This is a genomic window from Shinella kummerowiae (assembly GCF_009827055.1).
In the GTDB taxonomy this organism is placed as follows: domain Bacteria; phylum Pseudomonadota; class Alphaproteobacteria; order Rhizobiales; family Rhizobiaceae; genus Shinella; species Shinella kummerowiae.
In genome coordinates this window covers 138,018-153,400 of the sequence record NZ_WUMK01000011.1, presented here as the reverse complement: position 1 = coordinate 153,400, position 15,383 = coordinate 138,018, and the positions used below count along the sequence as shown (strand labels likewise).

At 63.2% G+C, this 15,383-nt stretch carries 14 protein-coding genes; 4 read left to right on the top strand and 10 right to left on the bottom strand.

All coding sequences use genetic code 11. The features are described from left to right. Positions 1 to 47: 47 nt before the first annotated feature. Entirely contained in the window at positions 48 to 248 is a 201-nt protein-coding gene (locus tag GR138_RS25805) for a hypothetical protein (RefSeq protein WP_160862140.1), read from the bottom strand. Positions 249 to 537: 289 nt separating this feature from the next. On the opposite strand from GR138_RS25805, the gene GR138_RS25800 reads away from it, so the two are divergent. Further along, positions 538 to 1,728 (top strand): DUF1173 family protein, encoded by a 1,191-nt coding sequence (locus GR138_RS25800; protein WP_160862139.1) that lies wholly within the window; start codon positions 538 to 540, stop codon positions 1,726 to 1,728. Between the two features lie 89 nt (positions 1,729 to 1,817). Further along, the gene (locus tag GR138_RS25795; RefSeq protein ID WP_160862138.1) at positions 1,818 to 2,027 is read left to right on the top strand and encodes a hypothetical protein; all 210 of its coding nucleotides are present in this window, start codon (positions 1,818 to 1,820) and stop codon (positions 2,025 to 2,027) included. Positions 2,028 to 2,033: 6 nt separating this feature from the next. Here the strand turns inward: GR138_RS25795 and GR138_RS25790 are convergent, their stop codons facing one another. The 6 genes from GR138_RS25790 to GR138_RS25765 form a co-directional block, all read right to left on the bottom strand. Further along, positions 2,034 to 3,011 carry a hypothetical protein gene (locus GR138_RS25790; RefSeq protein ID WP_160862137.1) on the bottom strand — a complete coding sequence of 326 codons (978 nt, stop codon included), beginning with the start codon at positions 3,009 to 3,011 and terminating at the stop codon, positions 2,034 to 2,036. Between the two features lie 73 nt (positions 3,012 to 3,084). Continuing rightward, positions 3,085 to 4,275: a DUF932 domain-containing protein gene (locus tag GR138_RS25785; protein WP_160862136.1), complete on the bottom strand. Its 1,191-nt coding sequence runs from the start codon at positions 4,273 to 4,275 to the stop codon at positions 3,085 to 3,087. Positions 4,276 to 4,375: 100 nt separating this feature from the next. Beyond that, complete coding sequence (locus tag GR138_RS25780; protein ID WP_160862135.1) at positions 4,376 to 4,798, bottom strand: antirestriction protein; 423 nt, start codon at positions 4,796 to 4,798, stop codon at positions 4,376 to 4,378. 80 nt (positions 4,799 to 4,878) lie between these two features. Further along, positions 4,879 to 7,026 (bottom strand): ParB N-terminal domain-containing protein, encoded by a 2,148-nt coding sequence (locus GR138_RS25775; protein ID WP_160862134.1) that lies wholly within the window; start codon positions 7,024 to 7,026, stop codon positions 4,879 to 4,881. 100 nt (positions 7,027 to 7,126) lie between these two features. Next, positions 7,127 to 7,705, bottom strand: a complete 579-nt coding sequence (locus GR138_RS25770; protein ID WP_160862133.1) for a hypothetical protein — start codon at positions 7,703 to 7,705, stop codon at positions 7,127 to 7,129. Next, positions 7,702 to 8,853 (bottom strand): phosphoadenosine phosphosulfate reductase domain-containing protein, encoded by a 1,152-nt coding sequence (locus GR138_RS25765; RefSeq protein WP_160862132.1) that lies wholly within the window; start codon positions 8,851 to 8,853, stop codon positions 7,702 to 7,704. Before GR138_RS25765 ends, GR138_RS25770 begins: the two co-directional genes overlap by 4 nt. Before the next feature lie 310 nt (positions 8,854 to 9,163). On the opposite strand from GR138_RS25765, the gene GR138_RS25760 reads away from it, so the two are divergent. After that, positions 9,164 to 9,403, top strand: a complete 240-nt coding sequence (locus GR138_RS25760; protein WP_160862131.1) for a type II toxin-antitoxin system VapB family antitoxin — start codon at positions 9,164 to 9,166, stop codon at positions 9,401 to 9,403. Beyond that, complete coding sequence (locus GR138_RS25755; RefSeq protein WP_160862130.1) at positions 9,403 to 9,846, top strand: type II toxin-antitoxin system VapC family toxin; 444 nt, start codon at positions 9,403 to 9,405, stop codon at positions 9,844 to 9,846. The genes GR138_RS25760 and GR138_RS25755 overlap by 1 nt, the downstream gene beginning before the upstream one ends. Positions 9,847 to 9,901: 55 nt before the next feature. Here GR138_RS25755 and GR138_RS25750 read toward each other — a convergent pair whose 3' ends face one another. The 3 genes from GR138_RS25750 to GR138_RS25740 are packed head-to-tail and all read right to left on the bottom strand — an operon-like array spanning position 9,902 to position 15,349. After that, a complete protein-coding gene (locus GR138_RS25750) occupies positions 9,902 to 13,162 on the bottom strand; it encodes an error-prone DNA polymerase (protein WP_160862129.1) in 3,261 nt (1,086 codons plus the stop codon). Further along, positions 13,159 to 14,673, bottom strand: a complete 1,515-nt coding sequence (locus GR138_RS25745; protein WP_202402853.1) for a Y-family DNA polymerase — start codon at positions 14,671 to 14,673, stop codon at positions 13,159 to 13,161. Before GR138_RS25745 ends, GR138_RS25750 begins: the two co-directional genes overlap by 4 nt. Next, complete coding sequence (locus tag GR138_RS25740) at positions 14,591 to 15,349, bottom strand: ImuA family protein (RefSeq protein WP_160862128.1); 759 nt, start codon at positions 15,347 to 15,349, stop codon at positions 14,591 to 14,593. The genes GR138_RS25745 and GR138_RS25740 overlap by 83 nt, the downstream gene beginning before the upstream one ends. Positions 15,350 to 15,383 lie beyond the last annotated feature (34 nt).

The following is a 15,383-nucleotide window of genomic DNA, read 5'->3' as shown; positions in this document are numbered from 1 at the left end:
AAAGCCCGGCTGCCGCCGGGCGATGGGATGGAAAGGATTGGGGTGGTTCAAAACCGGAAGGCGTTGGCGAGGTCGCGCTGGTCGGCGCGGTACTCAGCTAGCATCGAGCGATAGAAGCGCTTGCGCGCGGCGCGGAAGGCGGGGTCATGCAGCATCTGACGGTCGAATTGGAAGGCAGCGGCGCGGACGACGTGGCGCCAGCCGGCGTCGGCCCGGATGCGCAGGCGTCGATAGAGAAGGTCGTTCATGGGGGTTTCCTCGGAGCGCGGGGGAGAAGCCCGATCCGATATGCGCTCTCTCCAACATCAGCCGGGCCGATCGGCCCGCAGCCCCCTCTTCCCCGCAGCCGCTTGCACTTCCTCCCCGCCTCGGCATTTCCGATTGACTTCGTGCCCGACGGGATGGAGGCCGATTGCGACGATCCTCACCGGCAGGTCTATATTCGGATTGGGCTGGACTTACGCCTTTACTCACTATTTTTCGGTAGTAAAAACCGGCATCACGATGTAGCCTCGACCGGAGCAAAGGAGAGCGACGGTGCGGAAATTCATCATCGGCGAACAGACATTCGATGAATCCTCGCCAGAGTTTCGGGCGCTTCTTCCGCACGCCTACGAACAGCGGATGCGGCCTCAGTGCATGTGCAAGGACCCGGCGGTCGCCATGTATATCGCGCGGCTGGACGATCAATTCGTGGTCAAACGGATGCCCCTATCAGGGCGCGAGCACGATCCGGCCTGCCCTTCCTACGAGCCGCCCTACGAACTCTCCGGCCTCGGCCCCTTGATCGGAAGCGCCATCCAGATCAATGCCAGCGGCAAGGCCGAGTTGAAGCTGGACTTCTCGCTGACGAAACGCGGACCGAGGGCGGCGCCCTCCGCACCAACGGAAGCATCCGAGCCAGGTATCCGCAGCGAGCCGCGCAAACTGTCGCTAAAGGCGATGCTTCATTATCTCTGGGAAGCCGGCGAATTGACCGAGTGGCGGTCGGTCTGGGCGGGCCGGCGCGGCTGGGGCCGGGTCCGCTCCAGCCTTCTCAATGCCGCCTCGCAGATGTCGGCGAGGGGCGGCCCCTTGAGCGACATGCTCTATGTGCCGGAGGTGTTTCAGACAGAGGACAAGGATGGCATTGCCGCCCGGCGGGTGGCGGCGCTGAAGGGTGTGCTGGCCACGGGAGCGGGACCGCGCAAGTTGATGATGATCGTCGCCGAGGTGAAGGAATTTTCCCCGGCGCGCGAAGGCCAGAAGATCGTCGTGCGGCATACGCCCTTCCCGCTGATGGTCGAGGATGGCGCATGGCGACGGCTCGCGACCCGCTATGAGACCGAACTCGAACTGTGGCGATCGAGCGAAGCCTTTCACCTGATCGTCATCGCCACCTTCGGGATTTCGACCGCTGGCATCACATCGGTGGAAGAGGTCGCGTTGATGGTGGTCAACGAGCACTGGCTGCCCTTCGAGGACATTCATGAATTGCGGCTTCTGGAGAAGCTCGGGCATCTGAAGCGGAAGATCGTCAAGGGACTGCGTTTCAACCTGCCGCGCGGCGCGCCGATCGTTTCAGTGACCCTTCCGGAACAGAAGCCGGCCCCCGTTGCGATGTTCATTGTCCCATCCACGGCCGACGACGAATACGACCGCGCCGTCGCCGACATGATCGCAACGCGACCGGAGATCGCCCCTTGGGTCTGGCGCGTGGCGGACGGCGAAATCCCGCCGCTTCCGTAATCCGGGATATGGCGTCATGGGCCATTGACAGGTTCAGACGAACAACAACACCTGCTGCACACTATCCATCGCCTGTTCAGCGGAGCATCATGAAGTCTCAGAAGAAGCCGTACGTCGTCGAGTTCAAGAACCGGCGTCGCCTCTCCCGGAAAGAAACCTCGATCTGGGGACGTATCGACCTGAAAGGCGCTGGCGGCGAGATCGCGGCAGAGCAGACTGTCACGGAAGCCGCCGTCGATATCGACATCCGCCTTCCTGAGACCTCGCCGGTGGAGGGCGCCGCCGAGATCGGCGTCTGACCAGGGTCACCGACCGGTGTTCGAAGCAGCTAGAGCAGCGGCCGCAACATCCTGTCGCCGAAGCATGACCGCCGCCATGACGCTTTCGAGGAAGTCCTCCGGTTCGCCCTCGCGATATGGTCCGTCCTCCGACCACACGAGCGTTCCCAAGACTGCCGGGACGAAGTCGAAATCGAAGGTAAATCCACCATCCTCAATAACACCGGAGAGGGCGGCGTAGGCATCCTGCACGAGAGGCACGATCTCCAGGACGCATAAGCGCATGAACTGCCAACCGGTTTCGTCCCACAGCCTCGACATCTGGGCAATGCCGTCGGGAACGGCGCGTCCGTCCTCGTGCAGGCCTCGGAAATACAGCATGGCTTCCCAGATGCAGAGTGCCGCCTCCGTCTCGCCGACGGTGAGCAAACGGTGCCCGTCAGGCACTGACGACCGAAGCGACGCAGCAGGCAATGGGCCTGGGAGTGACAGGCCGCGATCCTGCAATCGGAAACGGGCCAGGATATCCTCGCTGGTGGCGTGATGAATCGCCTTCGCGGTGATCAGCGATACGCTGGCGCCGTAGGTCTCGAGACGCTGCGACGGATGGTTCATCCAGTGGATCACGGTGACCTCCGACAGGGTCGGCGACCGCGAGACGATATCCTGGACGATGAACGGCCACGGAAATGCGCCGAGATCGATATCGACGGTCGCATCCATATCGATTGCATCCGACGGCGCCGGCATAAGTGCAAGGACGCGGCTTGCGATGAACGTGTTGAGTGCGCTTTCCGCCAGCGGCACTGATGCTCGGAACGCTTCGAGCAACAGCTTGCGCTTCACGCTGATGGGATTGTTCGGACCCGTATTGGTGAAAAGGACAAGGCCGGCGTCGGTCGCGCTGCATTCCAGCACATGCGCGAGGATCAGCTCTTCCAGCGGCGTGATGTCGGCGAGCGGGATTGGCGGATTGATGTAGAGTTGGGTTTCGAGCTTGGTCATGGGATTGCCCTTTGGTGATACGAAAAACCCGGCGCCAGGGCTGGGTTGGTTGGCGAATGTCAGATGGGGGGTCTCACGCTGCGCTTTCGAGCAGTCTACGCGCCTTGCCTTCGAGTTCGAGCCTGGTGTCCTGATGGGCTTTCCCGCGCGCCAATGCGGTGATCCCCTGCACGAAATCGAAGATGGACTCCGGCGGCCGCCCCTCTTCCGAAAGCACCGTCTCGATAATCTTGCCCGTCTCAGCCTTCGAGAAGCCGCGCTTGCGCAGGAAATCGGAACGGTCCTCCTCATTGCAAGCGACGACCCGCTCCCGCGCGGCACGGATTCCCGCGATGAACGGCGCGGACGAGGAATTCGCAAAATTCTCCAGCGCCGGAGCCGCCTCGTGCGCGAACCGCTGGGCCGCGAATTTCGAGTGCCGGATGGTGATCTCCTGGAAATCTTCCGTGCCCCACAGATTGCGGTTGGCACACACGGCCCGTAGATAGAAGCTTGCGATGCCGAGGGTCTTCGAGCCGACCTCGGAGTTCCAGGCGTAGAACCCACGGAAATAGAGGTCGGGCTCACCGTTCGGCAGGCGGCCAGCCTCGATCGGATGGGCATCGTCGACGAGGAACAGGAACACGTCCCTGTCGCTGGCATAGAGCGTCGTCGTATCCTTGGTGATATCGACGAACGGGTTGTGCGTCATGGTCGACCAGTCGAGCACACCCGGTACCTTCCACATCGTGTCGCCCACGCCATCGCCGGCGATGCTCATCACCGCGGCGACGAGATCCCTATCCCAGATGCGGCCGTATTCGGGACCGGTCACCGCCCGAAGCTCGACACGCCCGTCCTCCATCTCCAGCGTTTTGACCATCTCGGCGCTGTGGTTGAGAAGGCCGTGCTGGAGATTGATCGCGGCGAGCGGGGCCGGCAACTGGCGCATATAACTCGCCGGCGCGCCCACGAGGCTGCAGAGTTGTCCGTAGCTCCAGTGGGTCGGCGCCAACGGCACGCGGCTGCCAGGGACGATGAGGGACAGGCGCTCGGCATTCTCGCGGGTCGCCTCGACACGGATATCGGCGCTTTCGACGGTGCGAACGCGGGCGCGCTCGGCCCGATCGCTGACCGCACGGTGGAGATCGGACAGCGAGAGGTAGCGCTCGTCATCGGGACGCGAGAACCATTCCGACGACGCGCGGCCGATGCGCTCGCCGCGGGAGATGTCGACCTTGAAGCCGGCGGATACAGGGGATGGACTGGGGATCATGGTGTTCATGTTGATTGCTCCTGAAACGAAAAGGCCCGGCCGGCGCTCTCGCGCCAACCGGGCCGGTGGGTGGTCGGTGAAAGGCGATCAGACGGAACGGTGAAGCCGCTCAGTCGATCGCCTGGAAAATCTCGGAGGCTTCGGGATGGCCAGCCGCATAGGCATAGAGACGGCTGTATCCGTCGCAGAGCCGTTCGGACTGATACTGGAAGGAGAGGTGCGAGAAGGCAAACATCGTGGCGATGATGCCGGCGGCTTCGGCGGAGACATCGCCCTGGAACCCCGTGACCTCGCCGGTGATCCGGAAACGGGTTTTCGATCTCGGGGCAAGGAACAGAGGCTGCCCGCCCTGTTCGTAAAAGTCCCAGAACCCGCCGCCGTAGTCAAGAGGGCTGAGCTTCTCCATAAAGCCGTAGACGGCGTTTTCGGCAACGATGAGCAGCGAGCGGCCGAAAAGGCTCGGCAGGAATTCCAGGCGTCCCTCCTCGCAAACGATCGTGGCGGGTTGCCGCGTGGTTTCCGATTTCGACATTGTCGTGTCTCCCACTTGCAAATAAGAAAAGGCCCGGCGCGATGGCCGGGCCCTGGATGGATTTATGCTCGCTTGGATGCCTATTCCGCAGCTTCGAGATGGCCGTCTTCGTCCTCTTCGGACTCGGCGCTTGATACCGCGGCTTCGAGGCCCTCCGTCAGAAAGGCCGGAAGATCGACATCGGCGCGTCCCGTGGTTTCGTCCTCGATAACTCCCACTTCACCCAAGTCGGAAGGCTCGACGTCAGCATGTGCTTCATCGGCCGGATAGCGCAGCACTTCCGGGAGCCAGCCGCTGCCTTCGAGCAGGCGGGCGGCCTCGCGGGCCATATCCGGTTTCTTGAGGTGGTCGATCAGCTGGGCCGATTGCTCGCCCTTGGCTTCGCGGACGGCCTGCAGAATATGCGCCTTGGTGACGCGGCCGAGATAGCTGTCGACTGTGGGCGTCCAGCCGGCCTCCACCATGCCAAACCCGATCGACTGGGCAAGCTGGCGCGCGTGGTCGTTTTCCTTGGCACGGCGGTTCCATTGCTGGATCGTCGCGTTCAGCGCCAACGAGGCGCAATGGGCAAAGAGCGCCATGCGGCTGTCCTGGTCCAATGCGATCAGGTATCCCCAGACCTCACCCGCATCGCCTGGAAGATCGTGACCCCAGTTCTCCTGGCGCTGTTCGATCTCCTTTGCCCAGACGGTTTCGGCAAGACCGTGCGCCTGATTGGAAACGCTGTGCTGGACCGAAATTTCCAGGCACGAAGCGGCACCGTAGTGGTAGAAGGTCTTCAGCACGAGAAAGTGCAGGACGGCGATGAACGCCATCGTCGGGTCGTTGGCGAGTGCGTTCCTGAGTGCAAGGGTCCGGGCCGCCGTCAGGTCCTCGATGAGACGGTCCGAGAGCGGGCGAACCTTGCCGTCGTCTTCGTCCGGTTCTTCAACACCGACCGGCTTGCCGTCGACCGATACGCCGCCGGCAGATGCGACGGTCGTTCCGTCGCCCAAACCGTCTTGATCGATATTGGCGCCCTCCGGTTCCGCCACCTCGACGACAGGTTCGTCTTCGGGCCTGACATAGCCGCGTTCGATCTTCAGTTCGCCATTGGCGGCCAGCGAGATGAAGACGCCACCACGGGCGACGTCATCCGGATCGAAGAGGTAAGGCCGGTCGTTCAAGGCATCCAACGCGTTGCCGAGCTCTTCGAGCCGCGCTTCGGTTTCCTCGGAATAGTCGGCAGCGGCGGCATAGTCGGCGTCGAGCTTATCGTATTCCACCTTCGCGGCATCATGGCGCGCGAGTTCGTCCTCGCTCCATTCGGCCTGTTTGCCATAGAAGCGGCGGAGGCCGGAGGTATGGCCGTAATGAAAGTCGATGGCGGCATCGACCCATTTCCAGCCTTCCTCCGCCTTCAGCGCCTCGGCATCGGCGGTCAGCTTCTCCAGCACCAGCTGCTCGAGCAACGCCGGGTCCTGGAGCCACCCTCCATTGTCCTGCTCGAAGAGATCACGCATGATCGCGCCGCCGGCAGCCTCGTAGGCCTCGAAACCAACGTATACTGCACGGCGATCTGATGCCCGGACCGCCGTTTCGGTCAGTAGCCGACGGATATAGTAGGGCTCCGGGTTCTGCGCCCGTGACACCGTCTCCCATACCTGCTCCTGACGGGCATGGTCCTTGGTGATGGAGAATGCCATCACCTGGGCAAGCCTCATCTCGTCGTCACCATAGAGTTCGAGCAGGCGCGGCGAGACCGAGGCGAGCCGCAGGCGCTGCTTCACCGTCGCAACCGAGATGTGGAAGCGGGCAGCGATCTCCTCTTCATCGAGCCCCTCCTCGCGGAGCGCCATCATCGCGCGGAACTCGTCGAGCGGATGCAGGTCGATGCGCTTGACGTTTTCGGCGAGCGAGTCTTCGGCTTCGAGGGTCTCGCCATCGCTGACGATGCAGGGCACGCCGGTCGTCTTGGAGAGCTGCTTGCGATCGACCAGCAGCTTCAGGGCACGATAGCGGCGGCCGCCGGCGGGAATGCGGTAGATGCCGGTTTCCTTGCCCTCGGCGTCGAGTTCCGCGCGCACGTTGATGCTCGTCAGCAGACCGCGGCGAGCGATGTCGTCGGCGAGTTCTTCAATAGAGACGCCGGCCTTGGTCTTGCGCACGTTCTGCTGGCTGAGGACGAGCTTGTTGAAGGGGATATCGCGCCCGACGTTGAGCGCGATTTTCTGAATGGCCTGTGCCATGTCATTTCTCCGCGGCGGACCGGCCGGAGCCTCTCTCCAGCCACCTCAATCCGCCACGAACGCCCCTTCCCCCCTCTTCCTCTTTCCCGGACCGCCGCCCTCACCGCCTGCCGCCAGCGCTCGCGTCGCCGTCGGCGTTGCGCGAGTAACTGTTCAGCCAGATCGCCATCTGCTGCCGCATGATGCCGATCGGCGCGCAGATTTCCGTTATCGCCGCGCTCCCCGTCACAAAGCCATCCTCCTGGAACAGGTCGACGAAGTGCCGCATGACATCGAGATAGAGGGCGCCTCCGACCAGACAGACGTCGATAAACGGCTTGTGCCCGTGCTCTGTCATCGAGGCAATGTGCATGCCCGGATGCTCGCCCGATGCCATCGCGCGCCGCTGTGTTCTCGGCGCTGGCCATCGCGTGCCGAGGCCGCCAGCCTTCACCGCGGCCGCAATCTCCGGCGTCATCCGCCGGTCATAGTTTTTGATGGTGGTCGTGGATTCACGAAAGCCGTACTCGGCTGACACAAAAGCAACCCGAGCCTTCCGCTCGTCGGGATCGACACGACGCAGAGTGCGCCAGAGCGGCCCATCGTATCGGTCGCGCGCCGGCATGTATTGCGGGCCGCCGCGCTTGGTCATCGAGCAGGACAGGATCAGCAGGCGGCGGGAGGGCGATGTGTCACTCATGCGGTCCTCCTCCGGCTGGCGTGAAGGTTGAGCAGTTCAGCGTATCGAGCATGGATCGATGCCCGATCATGGTAGCGAGTACGAAATCCCAGCATCGCGCTGACCTCCGAGCGCACCTCCGCGAGAAGGTCCGCCTCGCCGTCGGATAGCATCCGGACCGGCCAGCCTTTCACATAGAGCATCGGCTTCGTCAGCCGGCGTTCCGCCTCACGACGGCGGTCCGCCCTTTCCTTGGCCATGGCGAGAAGATCACGGCTTCTCGGCTGAAGCAGATGAGGAGCGATATCGCCTAACCATCGGCTGCTCTGAAACGCAAACGTGCTGCGGCATTCGAGGCCGACCATCTGCCGATAGAGATCGTGTGCTTCCGGCTGCGCCGCCGCGGCCACCAGATCGGGAAGGCTCGACATGATGCAGAAGCGGCACGAGACACGCGTGAGGCCAAACCGGCGATAGGCGGGATGGGGTTCGATGCCCCAGAAGTCGAGCGATGAAAAGACCTCTTCCTCGGACCATTCAAGAATTGGCCGCCAGGTCCATATTCGCTCGCCCGGCTTGTGATCGAAGATTTCGGCGGGGGCGCGCTGTGGGCTTTCCTCGCGCCGAACGCCGGTTACGCTGATGATCGGCAGTTTAGAAAACCTGCGTTTGAGTTCCGCATGGATTTTCGAGGTCTTCATTTCGGATGTGCAGAATCTCATCGCCGGCGTGCTCCAGCATGGCACGAGCGTCACGGTGCTGAGGTCTTCGTGTCGCGCGACGTTGGATCGCCAGCGGCTTTCCCAGCGGTCCACTAGCCCACCTTGCTTGCGGCGGACGACAACGAGCTCGGCGCCGAGGCGATCGGATAGGTGCTCGCAAGTCGGCAGCGAACCCGCCCATTCCACCGAACCAAGGTCGGCATGGATCAACAGGCGCGGTCCAGAATGTCCGATGCGGTCGAGATACTCGAAGGTCGCCATGGCTGCGGCCTGGCTATCCTTGCCGCCCGAAACCCCGATGGCGACGGCCGCGCCTTGCTCAAGGAGATTTACAATCGGTGGCAAGATGGAAATCGACGGAAAAGCCCGGGCAATCGATATCGCCGGCTGCGTCTTATGGGTGGCAAATCGCTGGTGCGCGGGATCCACAATCGGATTGTGAAGCATGGTGCGGCTCCATGGCGAGCAGCCGGAGCCTCTCTCCAGCCTCTCAACCCGCCCGCCGCCGTTCCGCCCCTCTCTCCCTCTCCCTTCGCCGACGCGCCTTCCCCATTCCCGGCCGCCCGCGCCATCAGCACGGTTCGGAAAGTAGCACGTTATGCAGGGATGGATGACGAAATTCAGGTCAAATTCAACGGGATGTCATAAGGTTCTGCGTTGAAGCGGTACGCGCCGCTTCGGGGCGTCGCAATCACTATCCGGACTGGAAAGGATATGGAAAATAGGATATTATAATATCCTTGAAAGGATATGCCTCATGCCGCTCTATATCAAAGACCCCGAGGTCGACCGGCTCACGGAAGAGCTTATCAGCATCACCAAAACCAGCAAGGTCGATGCGGTCAAAGAGGCGCTGAAGCACGAGATCGCGAAACGCCGAGCCGCCTTGCCCCTCCGTGAGCGGCTTGCAAAGTCTCTCGCCATGGCGCGCGAAGCTGGGCCCTTTGCGCCCGGCGATCACAAGCGGGAAACCGATGAGATGTGGGGCGAAGACTGATGCTCTTTGTCGATGCTTCGGTCATTGTTGCTATTCTCACTGGGGAAGAGGATGCCCCCGCCCTGATCAATCGGCTTGAGCACGACGGCGGCCCCTACTACATCTCGGCCGTCGTGCGCATGGAGGCAACTTTGTCACTGACGCGCCGGCTTGCTGAAGTCTCTGGCCGTGACAAGCCAGCAACGTCCGAAATGATGGAAAATGCACGTCGTCTCGTCGAGCAGTTCATAGTCGACCTTGACTGCAAGGAAGCGATGATTTCCGGGGACGTTGGCGCCAAAGCACTCGATGCAGCGCAGCAGTTCGGCAAGATCATGAATCATCCGGCTAAGCTAAACATGGGCGACTGCTTCACCTACGCCTGCGCTCGGGCTTATCGAACCCGCATAGCCTACAAGGGTGACGACTTCACCTACACCGATCTCGGCTGGCACAGTCACTAGAGCACCGGCACTGCTGCGGCGGGGTGCAATCTCTACGTCTGGTTCATGACATGGGCTAGTGAAAATTCCGGCTTTTCACCTTCAGCCGGTCGATCAACAAATCCGGGATGAAGATATCGCGCGCCGGCGCGGGTGCCGCGCGCCGCTCCCGTGGGTCCGGGGCGCCGTTCCCATGTGCAAATTCGTCGCCGCGCCCATGAGGCAGCGGGAAAGCCTCGCCGCGCTCGCCTAGCTGGCCGAGGTCCTCTGCGAGGTCGAACAGCCGCTGGGCAACCAGATGCACGACGTCTCCCTCCCGCTGGATCTTGCCATTGATCGCGACCATCGAGGCCGACAGCAAAAGCCGCCGCTGCCGCTCGAACACCTTTGGCCATATGACGGCGTTGACGATGCCCACTTCGTCTTCCAGCGTCATAAACATGACGCCCTTGGCCGAGCCCGGCCGCTGCCGGACGAGGACAAGTCCACCCGTCATCAGCCAGCGTCCGTCCGCCGCCGCATTGGCCTCGGCGCAGGTGACGAGGCGCTTCCGGCGAAGGTCCTCGCGCAGAAAGGCGACTGGATGCTGGCGGAGGGTAAGGCCGACATGGGAGTAGTCCTCGACAACTTCATGCCCCGACCGCATGGACGGCAGGGCAACCTCCGGTTCCTGCGCTTCGGCATTCCGCCGCGCCTCCCGCTCGGCCGCCGCCGTCCAAAGCGCAAGCGGCTCGTCGCGGAGCGCCTTGATCGCCCAGAGGGCGTCGCGTCGCTGGAGCTGCAGCGACGCGAGGAAGGCGTCCGCCTCGGCAAGCTGGACAAGCGCTGCCGTCGGCGCGCCGGAGCGGCGCCACAAATCATCGACGGACACGAAGGGCTCATCGGCGCGGGCGGCCACGATCCGGGCCGCGTCCGCGGTCGCCAGGCCCTTGACCATGCGCATACCGAGGCGGACAGCTTTTAGGTTGCCGTCGCCGGCGTCCTCAAGCGCGCAGTCCCAGCGGCTTTGATTGATGCAGACCGGCCGAACCTCGACCCCATGTTCGCGGGCATCGCGCACGATCTGCGCCGGCGCATAAAAACCCATGGGCTGAGAGTTCAGCAAGGCCGCACAAAAAACATCGGGATGATGGCATTTCATCCAGGCCGAGGCATAGGCAATCAGCGCGAAGCTGGCGGCATGACTTTCCGGAAAGCCGTAGGACCCGAACCCTTCCAGCTGGCTGAAAGTGAGCTCGGCAAATTCCGCCGAGTATCCGTTCTTGACCATGCCAGCGACCAGCTTGTCCTTGAATTTGCTGACCCCGCCGGAGAACTTGAAAGTCGCCATGGACTTCCGCAACTGGTCCGCCTCGCCTCCGCTAAAGCCGGCGCAGACCATTGCCACCTTCATCGCCGACTCTTGAAACAACGGAATGCCCAGCGTTTTTGAGAGCACCGCCTCCAGTTCCGGCGTCGGATACTCGACGGGCTCCTTCCCCTCGCGCCGGCGTAGATAGGGATGCACCATGTCGCCCTGAATCGGCCCCGGCCGGACAATGGCGACCTGGATCACGAGATCGTAAAAGGTGCGCGGCTTCAGGCGCGGCAGCATCGACATCTGCGCCCGGCTTTCTATCTGGAAGGTGCCAAGCGTATCAGCCTTGCGGATCATCGCATAGGTGCGCGGATCTTCGGAAGGAATGGACGCGAGATCCCACACCTCGCCCTTGTGCTCTGCCATCAAGGCGAAGGCCTTGGCCATGCAGGTCAGCATGCCCAACGCCAACACGTCCACCTTCATGAACTTGAGCGCCTCGATGTCGTCCTTGTCCCATTCGATCACCTGGCGATCGTCCATGCGCGCCGGCTCGATCGGCACGAGATCGTCGAGCCGGTCATGGGTCAGGACGAAGCCACCGGGATGCTGACCGAGATGGCGCGGTGCGCCCATCAGCTGCTGCGCCAGTTCCAGCGTCAGCTTCAGCCGATAGTCGGCAGCGTTGAGGTTGTTTTCCCGGATCTGGCGTTCGGACACGCCTTCCGACCAGCCCCACACGCCGGACGATAGCTGTCCGATCATGTCCTCGGGCAGACCGAGGGCCTTGCCGACGTCACGCAGTGCGCCTTTCGCCCTATATCGCGTGACCGTCGAACAGAGCGCGGCCTTGCTGCGGCCGTAGGTCTCGTAGATCCACTGGATGACCTCCTCCCTCCTCTCGTGCTCAAAATCCACGTCGATATCCGGCGGTTCGTCCCGCTCCTGGCTGATGAAGCGTTCGAACAGCAGGTCGTTGGTATCAGGATCGATGGAGGTGACGCCAAGGCAATAGCAGACGGCCGAGTTGGCGGCGGAGCCCCTGCCCTGGCAAAGAATTCCTTTCGAGCGCGCAAAACGGACAATGGAATAGACGGTGAGAAAGTAGGGCGCATAATTCATCACCCGGATCAGTTCGAGTTCATCCTGCAGGGACTTTCGAACTTTATCGGGCACGCCCTCTGGATAACGAACAGCCGCACCCTGCCAGGTGAACTTGACGAGCGACTGCTGCGGATCGAACCCCGGCACGATGGCCTCTTCGGGATACTGGTATTGCAGCTCACCGAGATCGAACTTGCAGCGCTCGACGATCTCGCAGCCGCGCGCCAGCGCTTCCGGATAGTCGGCAAAGAGCCGGTGCATTTCTTCCGGCGCTTTGAGAAAGCGATCGGCATGACGCTCCCGGTCGAAGCCGACATCATCAATGGTGGTGCGGGTGCGGATGCAAGTCACCACATCCTGCAGCTGCCGGCGGCTTGGCTCATGAAACAGCACATCATTGGTGACGACGGTGCGAACCTTGAAGCGCGCGGCCATAGCGGCGATACCGTGCAGGCGCAAACGGTCGAGCGGCCGGCGACGCAGGCAGAGGCTGACATAGGCCCTATCGCCGAAGAGCCCAGCCATCTTACGCAACTGCACGCCGCAGGCCTCATCGGCTTCGTCGGGCACCAGCACCCCAATCAATCCAGCAGCGTGCTCAGCGACATCTGCAAAATCGATCAGGCAATTGCCCTTGCCGCCGCGGCTTTTTCCGATGGACAGCAGCCGCGTCAGCCGCGAGTAGGCGGGCCGGTCCATCGGATAGACCAGGATCGACATGCCATCAGTGAGGTCGAGGCGGCAACCGACGACGAGTCGAACACCGGTGGTCTTGGCCGCGTCCCACGCTCGCACGATGCCGGCGAGGCTGTTGCGGTCGACGACGCCGAGCGCGTCGATGCCGAGCGCGGCGGCCGTGGCGAACAACTCGGCGGCGCTAGACGCTCCTCGCAAGAAGCTGAAGTGGGTGGTTACCTGGAGTTCGGCGTATCTCATCCGAACACCCCATGAATAAACCACAGGTGCGAACCGGTCTCAGGATCGATACCGTCGCCAGCGCGGTAGACCCAGTAACGCTCGCCAAGCTCGTCCTCGACCACGAAATAGTCCCTGACAGCCTGGAACTCGCGGGACCGGCGCCACCACTCGCCATAAATCCGCTCCGGGCCATCGGCGCGCACGACTTTTCGGCGCTTTCCGCGCCACGTAAACACCGCCGGCGGCTGGTCCGGCAGGAGCGCAATAACCACGATGCGCTCCGGGTTTGCGAAGAGCCGCGTCGGCCGCGGCCATTTCACGGCCCAGGTCTGCCCGATATCCGGTGCTGTTGCGGCAATACGCCTGATCGATCGCTCCGGCACGTCGGAAGCAAATGGCGCGACCCGAAAAAGCCGATGGCCGCGGTTGCCGAGAATGTCGACCAGTGGCGTGATGTCGGCGACCTCTTCCTCGATCAGCGAGGAAGCAACCTGACGTTCCTCCAGCGGCTCGGCAAAGACGGCGACCAGCACCAGCTTCTCGATGCCGAAGCCGGGATCAATCGTCTCGATGCGGTCGCAGAGCAGCTTCGACAGGCGCGTGGGGTCGCGGACAGGTTTGGCAAGACCGGCACGCAGATGCTGCCTGGTGTTGTCGACGCGATGGACGAAGAGGTCACAGCGCCGCGCGCCAAGACCGTCTTCGGCAAGGCGAGCGGAGAGCTGGCCGACCAGCCGACGCACATATTTGGCGATGGTCTCCGGCGCGCCGATCGGCTCGGCAAAATTCTTCGTGACGTCGATCAGCTCCGGCGTACGGATCGGCTCGATCGGCTCGGCGATCCGGCCGAACATCTGGTCGAGCCGGCGCGCCGGCTCCGGGCCGAAGCGTAGCGTCAACGGCGCGCGCGGCATGGCCGAGAGCTGGCCGACCGTATCGATGCCGAGAACACGCAAGCCCTGGACGGTCTCCGTCGGCAGCCGCAGCGCAACGATCGGCAGGTCGATGACCGCCTTCGTCACATTGTCCACTGGCACGACCGTCGATTCTACGGCCAGCAGCCGGGCGAGCGCGTGCGCCGCTCCCCATGTGTCGGCCACGGCGGCGCGCGCCGTCAGCCCGCGGCCGCGTAGCATATTGACGAGGCCGGACACGAGCAGCGCTTCGCCGCCGTGCAGGTGATCGGCGCCTTCCGTATCAATGACGAGACCGTCGGCGCCATCGACGGCGACGACGGGGCTATATTGCCGGAGCGCCCAGAGCGCCAACCGTTCGAGTGCTGCCGCATCCTCGGCCGGAGCTGCGTTGACCATGAGGAGATCGGCGACCATGGCCTGCGCCTTGCTGGCGGCCATGCCGATGCGCAGGCCGAGCTTCAATGCAACGGGATCAGCGGCGGAGATCCATCGCTTCGAACCGCGGCGCGCAATGACGACCAGTGGCTTGTCAGCCCGCAAGGCTTCGCCAGCGTGCCGTCTGATCCGCTCCGTCGCGAGCTGTGGGAAGTAGATCGATACGACCCTGGGCATCGGGCGCTCCAATTTCAAATTCGGCGCATTCGCCGGCTTTCACGCGCATAAGTTCTGCGAGCCAGCGCGCCCTCCCGACGCCGGCAACAGGTAGTCTTTCCGACGGCAGGGTGCTGATGCGCCATCGCGTCGTAGAGGCCGTCGGCTGCCCATAGTCCGAGGCCTCGTTTTGCCTTCGCCACCGCCGGAGCACGATGCCCATGGCCCCCGTCTTCTCGGCAGCGAGTTGCAGGCGACGCGATGCTGTCATCGGGAGACGAACAAGCTCGCCAACCACGGCAGTAAGCCCGCCGAAGGACAGCCCCTCTTCCATGGCGGACAGCGCCTCCTCTTCGCGGTCGCTTTCGCAAAAGACGACGCGATCCGGATGGAGCCCCGCTTGGGCAACGGCGGGAAAAAACAGGTCCGGGCGCGTCATGCACCAGAGCACCTTGCCCCGCGACCTGGCAGCGATGCCTGCCACGAAGAGCGCCGCCGCGGCCCCGTCGACCGTCCCTCCACCGCCACCAGCGACTTCATGCAGCGCACCGAAAGCGAGCCCTCCGCCCGGCAATGCCCGGTCGATCTCGGCAACACCGAAAGGCAAGACCTGCCGCGCGCGCTGCGGGCTGCCTTCCAGCTGGCCGATACGCTCGCGAAGCTCCGCCAGGACGGGGTTGAGGGCATGATTGGCCACGGCAGAATTGTTGCTCCTTCGGGGTTTGCAGCGG